The organism is Bradyrhizobium sp. UFLA06-24 (assembly GCF_054967145.1).
In genome coordinates this window covers 38,542-57,059 of sequence record NZ_JADFUE010000019.1, presented here as the reverse complement: position 1 = coordinate 57,059, position 18,518 = coordinate 38,542, and the positions used below count along the sequence as shown (strand labels likewise).

Here is an 18,518-nt window from a genome sequence, read left to right as displayed (position 1 = left end):
GCTACTCCGCCGGCAAAATCGTCCCCTCGACCTCGCCGAATCCGACGCGATAGCCGTTGCCCTGGCACCAGCCGCGCATCACGAGGCTGTCGCCGTCCTCCAGGAACGAGCGCTTGACGCCGCCGGGCAGTTCGACCGGTTCGGTGCCGTTCCAGCTGATCTCGAGCAGGCTGCCGCGCTGGTTCTTCTCCGGACCGGAGATGGTGCCGCTTCCTAAGAGATCGCCGACATTCATGGCGCAGCCGGAGGAGGCGTGGTGCATCAGCTGCTGCACCGAGGACCAGTACATGTATTTGAAATTGGTGCGGCTGATGCCGGCAGGCGCATTGGCGCCGGCCGCGCGCAAGGCGACGTCGAGCGCGATATCGTAGTTCTGGGGCCTGGTCTGCTTGAGATAATCGAGCGGCACCGGCTCCTGCTCGGGCCCCTTCACGCGGAACGGCTCCAGCGCCTCGCGCGTCACCACCCATGGGCTGATCGACGTCGCGAACGCCTTGGCCAGGAACGGGCCGAGCGGCACATATTCCCATTGCTGGATGTCGCGCGCGCTCCAGTCGTTGAGCAGCACGAAGCCGAAGATCATCTCTTCGGCCTGTTGCTCGCTGAGCATTCCGCCCATCGGCGAGGGCTGGCCGATCACGACGCCCATCTCCAGCTCGAAATCGAGCCGCTTGCAGGGCGCAAAGCTCGGCACCTCCACATTCGGCGGCTTCAACTGCCCGCGCGGGCGCTTCACCTTGGTACCCGACACCACGACGGTGGAGGCGCGGCCGTTATAGGCGATCGGCATGTGCAGCCAGTTCGGCTGCAGCGCATTGTCCTTGCCGCGAAACATGACGCCGACATTGGTGGCGTGCTCTTTGGAGGAATAGAAATCGGTGTAGCCGGAAACCGCGATGGGCAGATGCAGCTTTGCATCGCGCATCGGCACCAGCGCCTGCCTGCGCAGCTCCTCGTTATCGCGCAGCTCGGGATGATCGTGCCGCAACAGTTCGCTGATGCGCGCGCGGGTCCTGCTCCAGACCGTTGGCCCGAGCGCCATGAAGGCATTGAGCGAGGGCCCGGAGAACACGCCGAGGGGTCCGACGTCGAGCCGCGAGTCCTGCTCCAGCTCCCAGAGATCGAGCACGTAATCGCCGATCGCGATGCCGACCCGCGGCGTCGGATTGCCTGGGGTCGAGAACACGCCATAGGGCAGGTTCTGGATCGGGAAGTCGGAGGCGGGATCGACCTGGATGAAGGACTGGAGGCTGGGGTCGTTGGGATGGGTTGTCACGTTTGACTCGGTTCTTTCTTCCTTCCCCTTGTGGGAGAAGGTGGCGCGAAGCGCCGGATGAGGGGTTCTGTCCGCGTGTTCAGATGTGAGAGATGCGCTCGCGGAGAGAGACCCCTCACCCGTCTCGCCGCTGCGCGACGAGCCACCCTCTCCCACAGGGGGAGAGGGGAAGAAGACTACGGCTTGCTCGGATCGAACTTCTTCTCGAGGCCCTTCCAGCAATCGGCATAATCGTCCTGCAGCGTCGACGACTTCGCGGCGTGGGCGGTGACCCGCTGCGGATAGCGGGTCTCGAACATGAAGGCCATGGTGCCGGTGAGCTTCACCGGCTTCAATTCGCCATTGGAGGCGTGCTCGAAGGCGTCGCGGTCGGGGCCGTGCGGCAGCATGCAATTGTGCAGGCTCATGCCGCCGGGGACGAAGCCTTGCGGCTTGGCGTCGTAGACGCCGTAGATCAGCCCCATGAACTCGCTCATGATGTTCATGTGATACCAGGGCGGGCGGAAGGTGTTGTCGGCCACCATCCAGCGCTCGGGGAAGATGACGAAGTCGATATTCGCGGTGCCCGCCGTCTCCGACGGCGAGGTCAGCACAGTGAAGATCGAGGGATCGGGATGGTCGAAGCCGATCGCGCCGACCGGCGAGAAGGTGCGCAGATCGTATTTGTAGGGCGCGTAATTGCCGTGCCAGGCGACCACGTCGATCGGCGAATGCGGCAGGTTCGTCTTGAACAGCGCCCCGCCCCACTTCACGAACAGCTCGGTCGGCGTGTCCTTGTCCTCGTAATTCGCGACCGGCGTGAGGAAGTCGCGCGCGTTGGCGAGACAGTTGGCGCCGATCGGCCCGCGCTCCGGCAGCGTGAAGGCACCGCCATAGTTTTCGCAGAGATAGCCGCGCGCCGGCCCGTTCAGAATCTCGACGCGGAACTTGACGCCGCGCGGGATCACCACGATCTCGCCGGGCTCGGCATCGATGCGGCCGAACTCGGTGACGAAGCGTAAGTTGCCCTGCTGAAGCACGAACATCAGCTCGCCGTCGGCATTGTAGAAATGCTGGTTCACCATCGATTTGGTGATGAGATAGACATGCGCGGCCATGCCGGCCTGCGTATTCACGTCACCCGCCGTCGTCATGGTCTGCACGCCCTGAACGAAGGTGACCTCCTCCTTCGGCAGCGGCGTCGGGTCCCAGCGCAGCTGCGCGATCGGCAGATCGTACTCGTGGCACGGCGCCGAGCGCCACAGGCCGGCATCGACCTTCTCGAAGCGGCCGGAATGCTTCACCGAGGGACGGATGCGGTAGAGCCAGGAGCGCTCATTGGCGCCGCGCGGCGCTGTGAAGGGCGAGCCCGAGAGCTGCTCGGCATAGAGCCCGTAGGCGCAGCGCTGCGGCGAGTTGCGGCCGATAGGCAACGCGCCCGGCAGCGCCTCGGTCTCAAAACTGTTGCCGAAGCCCGACATGTAGCCCGGCGTCACCTGCGCCGAGCTGCGGATGATCTGGTCAGGCGAGGTATTGATGTTCATGACTATCCTCCTCCTTGCAGGGCCGCCCACATTTCCTGGTCGCGCTTGTCGGTCCAGATCACGGGGTCGTCGATCCCCGACGCCTCGTCATAGGCGCGCGACACATTGAACGGCAGGCAGTGCTCGTAGATCGCGAAGCTGGAGAACTTCGGATCCATCACCTCGCGCGTCGCCGCCATGGACTCCTTGAGCGTGCGTCCCTTTGCGACCGAGATTTCGGCGGCGCCATAGAGCGAGGCGACGAAATCGCGCGTCATCGCGATGGCTTCGCGCACGGTGGCGGTGCCCTTCAGCGCATCGCCGCGGCCCGGCGCAATTGCCTTGGGATTGAAATTGCGGATCTCGTTCAGCGTCATCGGCCATTCGCGCAAATGCGCATCGCCGCAATAGCAGGCCGAGTGATATTCGATCAGGTCGCCGGAGAACATCACCTCGGAATCCGGCACCCAGGCGACGATGTCGCCGGAGGTGTGGCCGGCACCGAGCTGCAGCAGCCGCACCTCGCGCTTGCCGAGATAGATCGACATCTCGCCTTCGAAGGTCAGCGTCGGCCAGGTCAGGCCGGGGATGCTCTGCGCGTCCTGGAACAGGCGCGGAAAACGGCCATACTCGGAATCCCAATCCTGCTTTCCGCGCTCCTCGATCAGACGATAGGTTTCCTGCGAGGCGACGATGCCTTGCGCTTTGTAGGCGGAGGCCCCGAGCACGCGCACCGCGTGATAGTGCGACAGCACGACATATTTGATCGGCTTGTCGGTGACTTTGCGGACGCGCTCGATCACCTTGTTCGCCATTGCCGGCGTCGCCTGCGCATCGAACACCAGGCAGCCGTCGTCACCGACGATCACGGCCGTGTTCGGATCACCCTCCGCGGTGAAGGCGTAGAGATCGGTGCCGATCTCGGAAAAGGTGATCTTCTTCTCGGCGAGATCGCCGGTGGATGCGAAGTTCTTCGCCATCAGTTCTTTCCTTGCACGGTTACTGTTGTTGCTGTTGTTGCTGTTGTTGCTGTTGTTGCTGTTGTTGCTGCTGGCCGTCGATCATGCGCCGCTTCGCCAGGGCGATCGCCTGACGCAACACGTCGATGTCGCCGATATGGTTGGCGAGAATCAGGACCAGCGCCGCGTCGAAATCCGCGCTCTGCTCGTCAGTGAGGCCGCGATGCGCCTCGACGATGGCACGAAAGGCGTCATCGGGGCGCGCGAAATTGGAGCTGGTGGACAACGACATCCGGGACCTCAGTTCAAGCCTTCCGCACGCGCAAGGGCGGCCGCAATCGCGGCCGCGGTCGGGTGGCGGAAGCGTGCTGCGACATAGCCATCGGGCCTGAGCAGATAGGCAGAGCCCGGCTCAGCATCGTAGCGCTTGGCGACGAGGCCTTGCGGATCGGCGAGCCCGCGCTCGCCGCCGATGCTGATATCCTTGACGCCTTCGGGCACATCAATCGCCGCGCCATTGCTGAACGACAGCAGGGTAAAGTCCGTTCCACCGTTGCGGAACGCATCCGTCAGATAGGCCAGCTCGCCCGCGCGTGTGGCAACGGGCGCGTCCGGCATGGAACAGCCAGGAGATGGCCCGCCGCGCCACGCATCCGCGTCTGAAGACGACAGCGGCGAATCATAGCTGCACGGCACCGAAAGCCGCCCGCCATTGACCATGCGCTTGCCGAACTCGGTCTCGTTGGCGAGCGACAGCACCGCCTTGCGTAGCCGCGCCTCCTGGTGCGAGTTCGGCGCCATGAAATCGGTCGAGCGGGTGGATTCGCGGATATTCTCGTCGGCCGCCATGCTGCGCTCGACATGGTAGCTTTCGAGCAGGCTTGCGGGCGAGGTGCCACGCAGCACCCGATCGAGCTTCCAGGACAGATTTTCAGCGTCTTCGAGCCCGGAATTGGCCCCGCGCGCGCCGAACGGCGAGACCTGGTGCGCGGAGTCGCCGGCAAAGACCACGCGGCCGTGGATGAAGCGATCCATCCGGCGGCATTGGAATTTGTAGAGCGAGATCCACTCGAACTCGAACTTGTCGTGGCCGAGCATGCGCGCAATCCGCGGCCGCACATTCTCGGGCTTCTTCTCGAGAAGCGGGTCGGCATAGCGGTTGAGCTGAAGGTCGATGCGCCAGACATCGTCAGGCTGCCGGTGCAGCAGCGCCGAGCGTCCCGCATGGAATGGCGGATCGAACCAGAACCAGCGCTCGGTCGGGAATTCCGCGGTCATCTTGACGTCGGCGATCAGGAACTGATCCTCGAACACCTGCCCCGCGAAGTCGGCGCCGACCATCTGCCGCAGCGAGGAGCGCGCGCCGTCGCAGGCGACGACATATTGCGTCTGCAGGCGATAGGCGCCCTCGGGCGTTTCGATCGTCAGGAGGGCCGAATCGTTGCGTTGCTCCAGCGCCGTCACCTTGTTCCGCCAGCGCAGGTCGACCGCAGGCAAATCCTGGATGCGATCGACCAGATAGGCCTCGGCGTAATATTGCTGCAGATTGATGAACGCCGGCCGCTTGTGCCCATCCTCCGGGAGCAGGTTGAACTGATAGAGCTGCTGTTCGCCATGAAAGATGCGGCCGACGCTCCACACCACGCCCTTGGCAACCATGCGGTCGGCGACGCCGAGCCGGTCCCAATATTCCAGCGAACGCTTGGAGAAGCAGATCGCGCGCGAGCCTTCGCCGATGCGGTCGGCATCATCTAAGAGGACGACGCGCTGGCCGCGCTGGGCGAGATCGATCGCCAGCGACAGCCCGACCGGACCGGCGCCAACGATTACCACCGGATGCTCGGCCGGACTTTGGCCGGGGCGATCCTGGTCGCCGTGACGGCGATAGCCGAACTGGATTTTGGCCCGATGCGTATTGGCGGGAGCCATACACTAACCTCGGCTCTGGTCAGGAAGGGACTGATCTGCTAGATAGTCTCACGTGCAACTATTTTGGACCGGAGCCGGACGGCCGTCAACTATATTTCGGAGCACTCTCCTTGGCGAGGACGACAGACACTGCGCTGAAGGCACGCGAGGCAGATCCGCCAACGCCGAAGGCAAAGGCGCGGCTCGATCTGTTCAGATTCGTGCCGTTCCGCCTCAACCGGCTCGCAGCGGAGGTGAGTTCCGCGCTCGCGGTCGAATATCAGGAGCGTCACGGCCTCGACATTCCGGCCTGGCGGGTGATTGCGACGCTCGGATTCCGCAACGATGCCTGCAGCGCGCAGTTCATCGCGCAATGCACCCGCACGCATAAATCCACCATCAGCCGCGCGGTGACCGCGCTGCTGCATGAGAAACTGATCGAGCGCGTCGAGAACGAAGCCGACCGCCGCGAGTTCCGCCTGCAACTGACGACGAAGGGCCGCGCGCTCTACGAAGAGCTCTTCCCGCAACTGCTGCGGCGGGAAGATGAGATCCTCGCCTGCCTCTCGGCGCAGGAACGCAGGCAGCTCTCGGCACTGCTCGGCAAGATCGAGCAGAGCCTCGATCTGATTCAGACCAGCGAAGAGGCGGACGCGAAGCAGGCGTATTAGGGTGCGTGCTCGCAGGAGACAGACGTCGGCTTCATGAGGGCGAGCAGTTGCGGGCTCATCGCAAAGTCAATCGCGAGCGCTCCACGATCAGTTCTCCGCCCTTCGCCATTTGCGCCAGCGCCCGGTAGAGCGCCTCGTGCGTAAGCCCGAGCTCAGCCGCCCAATCCTTCTTGGATTGGCTCAGATTGACGACGCCGCTGTCGCCTTCAGTCTCGATGAAATGGAGGACTCGCTCCCGCGCCGTTCTCAGGCTGAGCCTTTCCGCATTGGCACGCACTTTACGAAGCTCCCGCGCCAGATGGGCGATCCACCCATTGCGAAATTCGGGGACCACAAGCGCTTTGCTGAATGCTTTTCGGGGGATCGCCAACAGCGACGATGGCTGCGCGGCGACTGCATCGCAATGATAGGCGGGTTGATCGAGGCTGGCCTCGGCGAGGAAGCCGTGACGTGCCCGCTGCAGGATGATCTCTCCTCCAGACCTCGAACGGCGGATAAGCCGCACCTCTCCCGAGAGCACGAAGTACATGGCGTGGGGACGGTCGCCCTGACTGAATATTGAGGTATGACGCGAAATTTCCAGCAAGCGCGTGAGCCGCCGTGCCGGCTCCGGCAGGGACGCCAGCAGTGGCGCGGCGCGCGTCAGAGATTTCCAGTCCAAGCCTGAAGCGAGGGCCCGGTCGAGCCTCTTTGGGATTTTTTCGGTCAGGGCCATATGACCGCAATCATATGCGGATCATCTTGGCGCCGCTATGCTTTTCGGATCTCAATTGGGAAAGGCGATCAATGCGCGTCCTCTTCACCATTCTCGTATCGGGTGGACTGGTTCTTTCGGCCGGCTACGCAGCCGCTCAGCATCACATGCATCAGGGCCACATGGACCACGGCACCGCCGCAACCGACACGCGCGAGTTTGTTCAGTTTCCGCCTGAACTGGTCGAACACACCATCGCGAACATGCGGGATCACCTCTCGGCGCTTCAGCAGATCAACGAGGCATTGGCCGCCGGCGAGCCGGAGAAGGCGGGAAGAATCGCCGAGGAGCGGCTGGGCATGAGTTCGCTCCGATTGCACGGCGCGGCGGAGGTCGCCAAGTACATGCCGCAAGGCATGCAGGACACCGGCACAATGATGCACAAGGCCGCGAGCCGTTTCGCCATCGAGGCGCAGAACGTCGGCGTCACCGGTGACCTGAAGCCGGCTATCGGGGCTCTCGGCGAGGTGATGGCTGCTTGCGTGGGTTGCCACGCGGCTTACCGACTCAAGTAGCGCGCAGAGACCTCTCAGCCTGAGTCAAGGACGCGCGGAGCGCGAGCGTCGCTGGACTCGCCGTCATTTCGCAAACGACCGCGACGGCGGCAGATGCAGTGCCCAGGCGTCCACCTTGTCGCTGGCGCGCGGGTAGATCTCCGTCACGATGGGATCGTGGCCGGGAATGTAGCGGTCGGGATGGCCGGCGAGGCGCTCGATCGTCTCCCAGCCGACGGCCATGTCGCCGACATTGTAGACGATCGGAAACGGGCTGCGTCGCTGCAGATTGGCGTAGTAATGCGCGGCGTCGGACGCCAGCACGACCGCGCCGCGCGCGGTCTCGACCTTCACCACCTGGAGGCCGTCGGAATGGCCGCCGACGCGATGCACGGTGACGCCGGGCGCGACCTCGCCATCGCCGGAATGGAAGCTGACGCGCTCGCCATAGACATGGCGCACCATCTGCGTGACGTGCTCGACCGTGAACGGATGTCGCAGCAGGCCATTGCACATGCAGCGGCCGGTGGCATAGGCCATCTCGCGCTCCTGCAGATGGAAGCGCGCGTTCGGGAAGCGGTCGAGATTGCCGGCGTGATCGTAATGCAGATGCGTCACGATGATGTCGCGGATGCTGGAGGCGGCAACGCCGAAGCGCTCGAGCGCATCGACCGGATTGAGCGTCAACTTGCGCGCCCGCAGGCTCGCTTCCTCGGCGTTGAATCCGGTATCGACCAGGATATCGCGTCCCTGCCCCCGGATCAGCCAGACGAAATAATCGAGGTCCTGCGCCGCATTGTCATGCGGGTCGGGCGCCAGGAAGTTCATGCTGGGGGTGCGCGGCGACATCGTCGCATAGCGCAGGGCGTAGATCTCGTAGACGTTTCCCATTGGCTCTGATCCCGGCTCTTGCTTTTCTGGTTGGGCCTGCGCGCACCAAGCCATCGCCCGCCACAAAGGTCAAACATCCGGGGCGGACACGAGGTCACAATGTGAGACCAATCACATTATCGTCGCGAGCGCCGGCCTAACATGATGCCCGGAACCGTGAGCAAGCGTGCGTCGAGGAGAAGCGTGACCACCGAATTATTCCCCTCGCAGCCGGCCTGCACCTCGCGGTCAATTGGCGCGATAATGCAGAATCTCCAAGCGGTTGACGCCCCCGTTCGCCGGTTTGATAATGCACTTTGCGTAAGTTAAGGTCGCCGCGGCGCAAGCTGGAACGGCGCCTTTTTGGCTGGACCGCGCTGATTATGAAAATTCGCTTCCTTTGTCTTCTGCCTTTGCTGCTTGTTTCGTTCATCCCGACCGCGCCGTCGCTTGCGGCCGGCGACCGCTTCGCGCTGGTGATCGGCAATGCCAAATATCCCGATGCCGACAGCCCGCTGAAGGAGCCGATCAACGACGCCCGCGACGTCGCCGACGAGCTCAAGCGCGACGGCTTCTCGGTGGAGGTCGGCGAGAACCTGACCGGCGACGGCATGCGCCGCGCATTCGACAAGCTCTACGGCAAGATCAAGCCGGGCTCGGTGGCGCTGCTGTTCTACAGCGGGTTCGGCATCCAGTCGGCGCGGCAGAGCTACATGATCCCGGTCGATGCGCAGATCTGGACCGAGTCCGACGTCCGCCGCGACGGATTCAGCATCGAAGCGGTGCTGGGCGAGCTCAACACGCGCGGCGCCGGCGTCAAGATCGCGCTGATTGACGCCTCCAGGCGCAACCCGTTCGAACGGCGGTTCCGCAGCTTCTCGGCGGGGCTCACCCCGGTCATCGCGCCGAACGGCACGCTGGTGATGTATTCGGCGGCGCTGGCATCGGTGGTGTCGGATGCCGGCGGCGACCACAGCCTGTTCGTGCAGGAACTGCTCAAGGAAATCCGCGTCCCCGACCTGATGGCGGAGGAAACCCTGAACCGCACCAAGATGGGCGTTACCCGCGCCTCGCGCGGCGAGCAGGTGCCGTGGATCTCGTCCTCGCTCGCCGAAGACTTCTCGTTCATTCCGGGAGCCGCGGGCTCGCGCCCGACGGCGACGACGCCGCCACCGGCGCCTCCCGCACCGGCGCCTCCTCCGGTCGCCAACAACCCGCCTCCGGCTCCGCCGGCCCCACCACCGGCACCGGTGGCTTCGAACAATCCGCCGGCGCCGCCCGCACCTCCATCACCACCTCCCGCACCGAAACCGCAGGTCGAGGCCGCGCTGCCTCCGGCTCCGCCGCCCCCGCCGGTCAAACCCGCCGAGCCGGCTCCGAACGCGGATGGCGGGCCGAGCGCGTCCGCGCTGGCGGAGGATCCCACCATCAAGAGCCTGACGGCCAAGATCGCCGCCAATCCCGATGACCAGAATGCGCTGTACCGGCGTGGACAGGTCTATGCCAGCAAGGGGGCCTACAGCCTCGCCATCAAGGATTTCGACGACACGCTGCGGATCAATTCGAAGGACGTCGAGGCGCTGAACAACCGCTGCTGGACCCGGACCGTGGTGGGCGATCTCCAGGGCGCTTTGAAGGATTGCAACGAGGCCCTGCGGCTGCGGCCGAACTTCGTCGACGCGCTGGATAGCCGGGGGCTGGTGAACCTCAAATCCGGGGCGGTGAAGAACGCCATTGCCGATTTCGACGCGGCGCTGAGGATCAACCCGCGCCTGACCTCCTCGCTCTATGGGCGCGGCCTCGCCAAGCAGCGCAATGGCTCGGTCCAGGAGGGGGCGCTGGACATCGCCAATGCCAAGGCGATGGACCCGAATATCGTCCAGGAATTCGCAAGCTACGGAGTGCGTTGATATTTTTTTGGTTTGAGGCGGGCGCCGCCTCGAACCCCCAGCGGTCCGGCCAAGACTAACGGAACGGATGCCGCAGGCGGCCTTCGTCGCCATTTGCAGGAATTTTGGAACCGCGCGGACTTCGCGCAGGAGGGACAGACAATGAGATTGGCTGCAAAGGGACTGACCGCGATCTTGTCCATCGTCACCCTCGGTGCGGCGCTGTCGCTGACACCGGCGTTCGCCGGCGACGACAACAACAGCAAGAACGTCACCGAGGACGAGATCGTCCGCGCCCTGGCGCCGCCGAAAAAGCCCCTGACCCGCGGCCTCTCGATGGCACCGCAGGCCGACCCGGCGCCGAATCCGGCGGAAACCAAGCTGATGCAGTCCGTCCGCGGCCGCACCACGCGATCGCTGTCCTCGACAGAGCGCGAGGAGATCGCCTCCGCCGCCAAGGACAAGCCGAATATCGATCTCGAAATCACCTTCGACTACAACTCGGCCAATATCAGCGCCAAGTCGATGCCCTCGGTGCAGGCGCTCGGCCGTGCGCTGACCAGCCCCGACCTGAAGGGCTCCACCTTCGTGGTCGCCGGCCACACCGATGCCGCCGGCGGCGAAAGCTACAATCAGGACCTGTCGGAACGCCGCGCGGATTCGATCAAGCGCTATCTGGTCGAGAAGTACGGCATCGCCGCGAGCGACCTCGTCACGGTCGGCTACGGCAAGAGCAAGCTGAAGGATCCGAGCCAGCCGATGGCCGAGGTGAACCGCCGCGTGCAGGTCGTGAACATGGAAAACAAGACCACCGCATCGAAGTGACCACCGCGTAATCCTTTGCAGTGACACGTTCCGATGTGGTGTAAAGTCTCAAGCCCAGCGCGCGTCCCGCAACCCTGCGGGACGCCGCTTCGTTTCAGGCAAACGCCCCCGCCAACCACGCGCCAGGCCAGGATGATCCGGCGATGAACATCTCCGAATATCTCAAGCCTGCGGGAACCGTGGCGTTCATCGTTGCGCTCGGCGTCGGCTATTACTGGTTCGAGCATCGGCATCACCCCGAGCCGAAGGAGACGCCGGGCGAAGCGCTCGTCATCGTGACGAAGTCGACCAATGCCTGCTTCTCCGACCTGGTGCGAGCGACCGGCTTCTTCGTGCCGCGGCGCGAGGCCGTGGTCATGGCCGATCAGGAGGGATCGAGGGTCACCGACCTCTTCGTCACCGAAGGCACTGTCGTCACCGAGAACCAGGAGCTGGCGCGGCTGACGGCGCCGCCGCAGATCCCCGGCCAGCCGCAACGGCCGGGCCCGCAGGGGCCGATCTCGCTGAAGGCGCCTGCGCCGGGCCTGATCACGGAAGTCCGCACCATCGTCGGCGCACCGGCCTCGCCGCAGGCCGGACCGATGTTCCGCATTGCCGTCAACAACGAGATCGAGCTGGATGCTCAGGTCCCGGCCGTGCATATGCCCAAGCTCAGCCCCGGCGCGACGGTGCGGATCAGCCGGGACGACGCCGCCGATCTGATCGGCCGCGTCAGGCTGGTCGCGCCCCAGATCGACCGCGCCACGCAGCTCGGCCGCGTCCGCATCAGCCTCACCAACAATCCGTCGCTGAAGGTCGGCGTGTTCGCCCGCGCCTCGATCGACGCCAAGCGAAGCTGCGGCGTCGCGGTCCCCAAGACCGCGATCGACCATCTCACCGTGCAGGTGGTCAAGGGCAACATCGTCGAGACGCGGCGGGTGCGCGTCGGGCTGACATCCGACAGCCAAACGGAAATCCTCGAAGGGGTCAACGTCGGCGAGATCGTCGTGGCCGACGCCGGCTCCTCGCTCCATGACGGCGACCAGATCAAGACCATGTTCGCCGATGAACTCGATCGCACGCGGGTACGCTGATGGCTCTCAATATCTCGGCATGGTCGATCCGCAATCCGCTGCCGTCGGTGGTGTTTTCGATCATCCTCCTGATTCTCGGCTGGACCTCCTTCAGCAAGCTCGCGATCACGCGGCTGCCGTCGGCCGACATTCCCGTGATCTCGGTCGCGGTGGCGCAGTTCGGCGCCGCGCCCGCGGAGCTCGAATCCCAGGTCACCAAGACGGTTGAAGACGCCGTCTCCGGCGTCGAGGGTATCAGGCACATCACCTCCTCGATCACCGACGGTGTCTCGGTCACCACCATCCAGTTCGCGCTCGAGACCAACACCGACCGCGCGCTCAACGACGTCAAGGACGCGGTGACGCGCGTGCGCTCGAACCTGCCGCAGAACGTCACCGAGCCCTTGATCCAGCGCGTCGACGTGATCGGCCTGCCGATCGTCACCTACGCCGCGATCTCGCCCGGCAAGACGCCGGAGCAGCTCTCCTATTTCGTCGACGACGTGGTCAAGCGCGCGCTGCAGGGCGTGCGCGGCGTCGCCCAGGTGGAGCGCATCGGCGGTGTCGAGCGCGAGATCCTGGTCTCGCTCGATCCTGATCGCCTGCAGGCGATGGGACTGACCGCGGTCAATGTCAGCCAGAGCCTGCGCGGTACCAATGTCGACGTCGCCGGCGGCCGCGCCGAGATCGGCAAGAACGACCAGGCGATCCGCACGCTCGCCGGCGCCAAGACGCTGAGCGATCTCGCCGGCACCATGGTCCCGCTGTTCGGCGGCGGCGAGGTCCGGCTCGACGACCTCGGTACCGTCACCGACACCATCGCCGACCGCCGCACCTTCGCCCGCTTCAACGGCGAGCCGGTGGTCGCGCTCGGCATCAAGCGCTCCAAGGGCGCGAGCGACGTCAAGGTCGCCGAAGCCGTGCAGAAGCGCATCGACGCGCTCAAGGCCGCCTATCCCGATGTCGACCTCAAGCTGATCGACACCTCCGTCGACTACACCAACGGCAATTACGAAGCGGCGATCTCGACCCTGTTCGAAGGCGCCATCCTCGCCGTCGTCATCGTGCTGCTGTTCCTGCGCGACCTTCGCGCCACCATCATCGCCGCGGTCTCGCTGCCGCTGTCGATCTTCCCGGCGTTCTGGGCGATGGACATCCTCGGCTTCTCGCTCAACCTCGTCAGCTTCCTCGCCATCACGCTGTCGACAGGCATTTTGGTCGACGACGCCATCGTCGAGATCGAGAACATCGTGCGGCACATGAACATGGGCAAATCGCCCTACCGTGCCGCGTTAGAGGCCGCCGACGAGATCGGCCTCGCCGTGATCGCGATCTCGCTGACCATCATCGCGATCTTCGCGCCGGCAAGCTTCATGTCGGGCATCGCCGGACAGTTCTTCAAGCAGTTCGGCATTACGGTCTCGGTGCAGGTGTTCTTCTCGCTGCTCGCGGCGCGGTTCGTGACGCCGATGCTGGCGGCCTATTTCCTCAAGCATCATTCCCACGAAGAGCCGCCGCCGGGCCGCATCCTGCGCACCTATCACGGCCTCGTCTCGTGGTCGGTGAAGCATTATTTCATCACCGTGCTGATCGGCTTCGGCATCTTCGCGGCCTCGATCTGGAGCATCACGCTGCTGCCGCAGGGCTTCCTGCCGGCGCAGGACAGCGCCCGCTCGCTGCTCGCGCTCGAACTGCCGCCGGGCACGCAGCTCGCCTATACCGAGAAGGTCACCGAGGACATCGTCGCGCGCCTGCGCAAGCGGCCCGAGGTGAAGAGCATCTTCGTCGATGGCGGCCGCGTCCCTCCCGGGACGCAGGAAGTCCGCCGCGCCTCCCTGATCATCAATTACACGCCCAAGAACGACCGCAAGATCACTCAGCGCGAGCTCGAATTCTCGATCAGCCAGGAGCTGGAGAACGTTCCCGATATCCGCTTCTGGTTCCTCGACGAGAACGGCCTGCGCGCGATCTCGCTGGTGGTAACGGGTGTCGACGCCAACATCGTCAACAACGTCGCCAGCGAGCTCGCGACGCAGATGAAGCGGATTCCGACCATCTCCAACGTGATCTCGGAAACCTCGCTGGAACGTCCCGAGCTGCGCATCGAGCCGCGCGCCGATCTCGCCGCACGGCTCGGCGTCTCGACCGAAAGCCTGTCGCAGACCATCCGCGTCGCCACCATCGGCGACGTCGGTCCCGCACTCGCCAAGTTCGACGTCGGCGATCGCCTGGTGCCGATCCGGGTGCAGTTCGAAGACGCCGCGCGCGGCAATCTGAAGACGCTGGAGCAGCTGCGGGTGCCGCTCGGCGAGCACGGCGAGAAGGGCGGCGTGCCGCTCTCGGTCATCGCCGACGTCAAGCTCGACCAGGGCCCGACCAGCATCAACCGTTATGACCGCGAGCGGCAGGCCACCGTCGCCGCCGACCTCGTCGGCTCCGCGGCGCTCGGCGACGCCACCAAGAAGATCTACGATCTCCCCGTCATGAAGAGCCTGCCGAAGGGCGTGAAGGTCTCACCTTCCGGCGATGCCGAAAGCCTCAACGAGCTGTCCGACGGCTTCGCCACCGCGATCACGGCCGGCCTGATGATGGTCTATGCGGTGCTGGTGCTGCTGTTCGGCACCTTCCTGCAACCGATCACCATCCTGTTCTCGCTGCCGCTCTCGATCGGCGGCGCGATCGCCGCGCTGCTCATCACCGGCAAGCAGCTCACCACGCCGGTGTGGATCGGCATTCTGATGCTGATGGGCATCGTCACCAAGAACGCGATCATGCTGGTGGAATTCGCGATCGAATCCATCAATTCCGGCAAGCCGCGCGACGAAGCGATGATCGACGCCGGCATGAAACGCGCCCGCCCCATCGTGATGACCACGATCGCGATGGCCGCCGGCATGATGCCGAGCGCGCTCGCGGTCGGCGCCGGCGGCGAGTTCCGTTCGCCGATGGCGCTCGCGGTGATCGGCGGCTTGATCTTCTCGACCATCCTGTCGCTGGTGTTCGTGCCCGCGATGTTCATGGTGATGGACGATTTCGGCGCCCTGATCTGGCGCTTCGGCAAGCGCCTGATCGTGCACAGCGCGGACGCCGAGACGGGTGGTCATCACGAGGCGACAGACGCGGCACACGCGCCCACGAATGTCGCGCGCCCTGCGGCGGAGTAAGTTACGCCGGCGCGTTTCGCGGCGAAACGAACATCTCGCCGCGATGGCTGCCCTTACTCGTTCCGCGCGATCGCGGTCAGCTTCGTCATGTTCCGCAGCAGGATGCGGCCGCGCTGGAGGTCCAGGATCGCGTCCTTGCGCCAGGCCTGAAGCTGGCGATTGACGCTCTCGCGGGCGGCGCCGACGAAGACGCCGAGCTGCTCCTGCGAGATGTGCACCTCGGAGCCGAAATCGGCGGCGAGCGCGCAGAGCCGGCGCGCCAGGCGCACCGGCAGCGGCTGCAACATGGATTCCTCCATGCGCTCGCTCTGCCAGCGGATGCGCTGGCAGAGCAGCGCGATGATCTTGATCGCGACCTTGGGCTCGCGCTCGAGGAAGGCGAGGAAGTCTTCGCGCCGCAGCACGAACAATTCGCTGGCTTCGCCGGCAGTCGCATCCGCCGTGCGGCTCTGGCCGTCCAGCACGGCGACCTCGCCGAACAGATCGCCCGGCCCCATGAAGTTCAGCGTCAGCCGGCTGCCGTCGGAGGCGCCGGTCTCGATGCGCACCTGGCCGCGGCGCACGCCGAACAGCGCATCGCCCGGGTCGCCCTTCTGGAACAGCACCTCGCCATTCGCCAGATGCTGGGTGTGGCAGAGGCTGGACAGCCGCTGGAGTTCATCCGCCCCAAGATCGGCGAACATGGCATTCATTTTCAGAATGACCGCAAATTCGGCCTGCTTGCTCATTTCAACGTCCTTGTGAATTCCTTGGCCAGGTTCTGTGGCAAACCACTTGCAAATCGCTTGGAAGCATCAACGTCAGAATCGCGTAAAACCGCGTCGGGAAAGTGTGTCATAAGTCACATAACTTTGCAGCACCTCCCGACTATTTTTAGCGACTTGGAGCGGCTTCCCATCCCGGGATAAACTCGGGCTTAAAGGACGGGGCATCTGCCGGATGCGGCGCCGCTCGTCCGTTTTTGGAAAGTCGACATGAGAGCCGTGAAATTCGTCGGCGCAGCTTTGGCCGCCGTCATCGTCGTGATCGTCCTCCTGCTGGTGATCGGGATCCCCTCGGGCTTCCTGACCGCGACGATTGCCTCGCGCGTCGAGCAGGCGAGCGGCTATCGCCTCTCGATCGACGGCACCACCAGGATCAGCCTGTGGCCGACGCTGAACATCACGCTCAAGGACCTCACGCTGTCCGACCCAAAGGACCGCAGCGGCATTACGCGGGTGACGATCGACAGCGTGCAAGCCGACATGTCGCTTTCGAGCGTATGGTCGGGCCATCCTGACATCAAAGAGATCGTCGTCACCCATCCGGTGTTGTACCAGCCGCTGCTGCGTGAGCGTCTGCCGAACGCCGATGCATCGCCGAAACCGATCGCACTCGATGCGGATGGCGCGAGCATCGGCCAAGTCAAGATCATCAACGGCGAAGTCGCATTCTCGCGTGCCCGCGATCGTGTCGACAGCCGCATCAGCGCCATCAACGCCGACGCCGTCATAAGCCTCGACCGCAAGGTCAATCTCGCCGGCACCGCACGCGTCGGCGAGCACCCGACCAAGTTCGACATCAAGGCGACACCGCCGGCGCCCCCGATCGAGCGACAGAGCATCCCCGTGGATTTCGTCATCGACATGCCCGACGTGCTGAAGTCTCAGCTGGCCGGCCATGCCGACATGCGACTGAACGGCGCGGTCGTGATGATCAATGGCGTCAATGGCACGCTCGGCGATGGCGGCTTCAACGGCTGGGCCTCGGTCGACATCGCCAGCAAACCTCTGGTGAAGGTCGATCTCGATTTCCAGCGGCTTGCGATCCCGCTGGCGAAATCGCCCGAGGGCGCGACCGGCCAGCCCTGGAGCGATACGCCGATCGACGTGTCCGGGCTCAACTATGTCGACGCGCAGATCAGGATCTCGGCGAACGAAGCCGTCATCGGCGATGCCCGTCTTGCACCACTGGCGCTCGATGCGAAGCTCGCCGGCGGCGTCTTGAAGGCGGGCACCGCGAATCTCGGCGCCTATGGCGGCCAAGTCTCGGGCGAGGTGATTCTCGACGCGACCAGCGGCGCGCCGAGCTTTGCGATGCATTCCGACCTCGTCGGCGTGCGCGCGCTGCCACTGCTGCAGGGCCTTGCCGAATTCGACCGGATCGACGGCAGGCTGCAGGCCAAGCTCGCGCTGCGCAGCGCCGGCGCCAGTCAGCGCGCGCTGATGGCGAACGTGCAGGGCACCGCCTTCGTCAATTTCCAGGACGGCGCCATCCGCGGCATCAACGTCGCGCAGATGATCCGCTCGCTGACATCGGGCACGCTGTCGGGCTGGCAGGGAAACCAGGACAACAGCCAGGAGCAGAGCACCGACCTCTCGCAACTCTCGGCGTCGTTCCGCATCGACAAGGGCCAGGCGGTGACGACCGATCTCAACCTGATCGGACCGCTGGTGCGTGTCACCGGCGCCGGCACGATCGCGCTCGACACCAAGATGATGGGTTTTCGCGTCGAGCCGAAGCTGGTGATGACGACGCAAGGCCAGGGCCGCGCGTCCGAGCCGGTCGGCTTCGGCATCCCCGTGATGATCACAGGCGCGTGGTCGCAGCCACGGATCTACCCTGATATGGCCGGTGTGCTCGACAATCCGGACGCGGCCTATGCGAAGCTGCGCGAGATGGGCAAGGGCCTGTTCGGACCCGATGGTGCCGGGCTCGGCAACATATTGAACAGTTTTGGCCTCGGTGGCGCCGCACCGAGCGGCAACGCCAATCCGCAAGCCCCGCAGCAGGGGCAAGGACAGGGACAGAACAATCTGCTCGGCGGCCAGCTGGGCGAGGCGATCGGCAATCTGATCCAGCAGGGGCTCGCAGGCGGCGCCGGAAACAGCACCGGCCGCAGCCGCAGCCTGCCCGGCGCGCCGACCAGCCCGGCGCCGCAGGCTTCGCCCGCGCCCCCAACCCAGGACCCGGCCGAGGCGCAGCAGGACAGTCAGCCGATGAACGACCTGATGCGACAGCTCTTTAACAGGTGATTGGGGGATCAAGGCATCGAACTCCACGCGAAGCCCTTACACCGCCTCATCACACAGCTCTTCCTCCGAACGGAGGAGGGAGCCTGTCAGCTGCGGCAATCCGCCGCCCTGCCGGTCAGCCCTGCATTCACCGGCGGGTC

Annotated in this window: 15 protein-coding genes; 7 read left to right on the top strand and 8 right to left on the bottom strand. The window is 64.9% G+C overall.

The window, feature by feature from the left end; translation table 11 throughout:
- Window position 1: 1 nt before the first annotated feature.
- From fahA to IF809_RS17335, 5 genes are all read right to left on the bottom strand, one after another.
- A complete protein-coding gene (gene fahA, locus IF809_RS17355) occupies window positions 2-1,276 on the bottom strand; it encodes a fumarylacetoacetase (protein ID WP_462838074.1) in 1,275 nt (424 codons plus the stop codon).
- A 176-nt stretch (window positions 1,277-1,452) separates the two neighbouring features.
- Window positions 1,453-2,799 (bottom strand): homogentisate 1,2-dioxygenase, encoded by a 1,347-nt coding sequence (hmgA, locus tag IF809_RS17350; RefSeq protein WP_462838073.1) that lies wholly within the window; start codon window positions 2,797-2,799, stop codon window positions 1,453-1,455.
- A 2-nt stretch (window positions 2,800-2,801) separates the two neighbouring features.
- Window positions 2,802-3,758, bottom strand: a complete 957-nt coding sequence (locus IF809_RS17345) for an MBL fold metallo-hydrolase (protein ID WP_128963491.1) — start codon at window positions 3,756-3,758, stop codon at window positions 2,802-2,804.
- A gap of 19 nt (window positions 3,759-3,777) precedes the next feature.
- On the bottom strand, window positions 3,778-4,029 hold the full coding sequence (locus IF809_RS17340) for a DUF2783 domain-containing protein (RefSeq protein ID WP_462838072.1): 252 nt from the start codon (window positions 4,027-4,029) through the stop codon (window positions 3,778-3,780).
- A gap of 8 nt (window positions 4,030-4,037) precedes the next feature.
- Window positions 4,038-5,666 (bottom strand): FAD-dependent oxidoreductase, encoded by a 1,629-nt coding sequence (locus IF809_RS17335; protein WP_462838071.1) that lies wholly within the window; start codon window positions 5,664-5,666, stop codon window positions 4,038-4,040.
- 110 nt (window positions 5,667-5,776) lie between these two features.
- Between IF809_RS17335 and IF809_RS17330 the strand changes: the two genes are divergently transcribed.
- A complete protein-coding gene (locus IF809_RS17330; protein ID WP_128963488.1) occupies window positions 5,777-6,316 on the top strand; it encodes a MarR family winged helix-turn-helix transcriptional regulator in 540 nt (179 codons plus the stop codon).
- 55 nt (window positions 6,317-6,371) lie between these two features.
- On the opposite strand, the gene IF809_RS17325 is transcribed toward IF809_RS17330, so the two are convergent.
- Entirely contained in the window at window positions 6,372-7,031 is a 660-nt protein-coding gene (locus IF809_RS17325) for a Crp/Fnr family transcriptional regulator (protein WP_128963487.1), read from the bottom strand.
- 71 nt (window positions 7,032-7,102) lie between these two features.
- Here IF809_RS17325 and IF809_RS17320 point away from each other — a divergent pair, with 71 nt between their 5' ends.
- The gene (locus IF809_RS17320; RefSeq protein WP_128963486.1) at window positions 7,103-7,585 is read left to right on the top strand and encodes a hypothetical protein; all 483 of its coding nucleotides are present in this window, start codon (window positions 7,103-7,105) and stop codon (window positions 7,583-7,585) included.
- A gap of 63 nt (window positions 7,586-7,648) precedes the next feature.
- On the opposite strand, the gene IF809_RS17315 is transcribed toward IF809_RS17320, so the two are convergent.
- Entirely contained in the window at window positions 7,649-8,455 is an 807-nt protein-coding gene (locus tag IF809_RS17315; RefSeq protein ID WP_164938389.1) for an N-acyl homoserine lactonase family protein, read from the bottom strand.
- 362 nt (window positions 8,456-8,817) lie between these two features.
- Between IF809_RS17315 and IF809_RS17310 the strand changes: the two genes are divergently transcribed.
- The 4 genes from IF809_RS17310 (at window position 8,818) to IF809_RS17295 (ending at window position 15,364) form a co-directional block, all read left to right on the top strand.
- The gene (locus IF809_RS17310; RefSeq protein WP_128963484.1) at window positions 8,818-10,344 is read left to right on the top strand and encodes a caspase family protein; all 1,527 of its coding nucleotides are present in this window, start codon (window positions 8,818-8,820) and stop codon (window positions 10,342-10,344) included.
- A gap of 141 nt (window positions 10,345-10,485) precedes the next feature.
- Window positions 10,486-11,148 (top strand): OmpA family protein, encoded by a 663-nt coding sequence (locus tag IF809_RS17305; RefSeq protein ID WP_453981423.1) that lies wholly within the window; start codon window positions 10,486-10,488, stop codon window positions 11,146-11,148.
- 143 nt (window positions 11,149-11,291) lie between these two features.
- On the top strand, window positions 11,292-12,221 hold the full coding sequence (locus tag IF809_RS17300) for an efflux RND transporter periplasmic adaptor subunit (RefSeq protein WP_128963482.1): 930 nt from the start codon (window positions 11,292-11,294) through the stop codon (window positions 12,219-12,221).
- Window positions 12,221-15,364, top strand: coding sequence for an efflux RND transporter permease subunit (locus tag IF809_RS17295; RefSeq protein WP_462838070.1), 3,144 nt, complete (start codon window positions 12,221-12,223; stop codon window positions 15,362-15,364). Before IF809_RS17300 ends, IF809_RS17295 begins: the two co-directional genes overlap by 1 nt.
- A gap of 53 nt (window positions 15,365-15,417) precedes the next feature.
- Here the strand turns inward: IF809_RS17295 and IF809_RS17290 are convergent, their stop codons facing one another.
- Window positions 15,418-16,092, bottom strand: coding sequence for a Crp/Fnr family transcriptional regulator (locus IF809_RS17290; protein WP_128963480.1), 675 nt, complete (start codon window positions 16,090-16,092; stop codon window positions 15,418-15,420).
- A 246-nt stretch (window positions 16,093-16,338) separates the two neighbouring features.
- On the opposite strand from IF809_RS17290, the gene IF809_RS17285 reads away from it, so the two are divergent.
- Window positions 16,339-18,378 carry an AsmA family protein gene (locus tag IF809_RS17285; protein ID WP_462838069.1) on the top strand — a complete coding sequence of 680 codons (2,040 nt, stop codon included), beginning with the start codon at window positions 16,339-16,341 and terminating at the stop codon, window positions 18,376-18,378.
- Window positions 18,379-18,518 lie beyond the last annotated feature (140 nt).

Excerpts from the sequence above, each read along its gene's own strand:
- hmgA (WP_462838073.1), bottom strand. The coding sequence starts at position 2,799 with ATGAACATCAATACCTCGCCTGACCAGATCATCCGCAGCTCGGCGCAG.
- IF809_RS17345 (WP_128963491.1), bottom strand. The coding sequence starts at position 3,758 with ATGGCGAAGAACTTCGCATCCACCGGCGATCTCGCCGAGAAGAAGATC.
- IF809_RS17340 (WP_462838072.1), bottom strand. The coding sequence starts at position 4,029 with ATGTCGTTGTCCACCAGCTCCAATTTCGCGCGCCCCGATGACGCCTTT.
- IF809_RS17335 (WP_462838071.1), bottom strand. The coding sequence starts at position 5,666 with ATGGCTCCCGCCAATACGCATCGGGCCAAAATCCAGTTCGGCTATCGC.
- IF809_RS17325 (WP_128963487.1), bottom strand. The coding sequence starts at position 7,031 with ATGGCCCTGACCGAAAAAATCCCAAAGAGGCTCGACCGGGCCCTCGCT.
- IF809_RS17320 (WP_128963486.1), top strand. The coding sequence starts at position 7,103 with ATGCGCGTCCTCTTCACCATTCTCGTATCGGGTGGACTGGTTCTTTCG.
- IF809_RS17315 (WP_164938389.1), bottom strand. The coding sequence starts at position 8,455 with ATGGGAAACGTCTACGAGATCTACGCCCTGCGCTATGCGACGATGTCG.
- IF809_RS17310 (WP_128963484.1), top strand. The coding sequence starts at position 8,818 with ATGAAAATTCGCTTCCTTTGTCTTCTGCCTTTGCTGCTTGTTTCGTTC.
- IF809_RS17305 (WP_453981423.1), top strand. The coding sequence starts at position 10,486 with ATGAGATTGGCTGCAAAGGGACTGACCGCGATCTTGTCCATCGTCACC.
- IF809_RS17300 (WP_128963482.1), top strand. The coding sequence starts at position 11,292 with ATGAACATCTCCGAATATCTCAAGCCTGCGGGAACCGTGGCGTTCATC.
- IF809_RS17295 (WP_462838070.1), top strand. The coding sequence starts at position 12,221 with ATGGCTCTCAATATCTCGGCATGGTCGATCCGCAATCCGCTGCCGTCG.
- IF809_RS17290 (WP_128963480.1), bottom strand. The coding sequence starts at position 16,092 with ATGAGCAAGCAGGCCGAATTTGCGGTCATTCTGAAAATGAATGCCATG.
- IF809_RS17285 (WP_462838069.1), top strand. The coding sequence starts at position 16,339 with ATGAGAGCCGTGAAATTCGTCGGCGCAGCTTTGGCCGCCGTCATCGTC.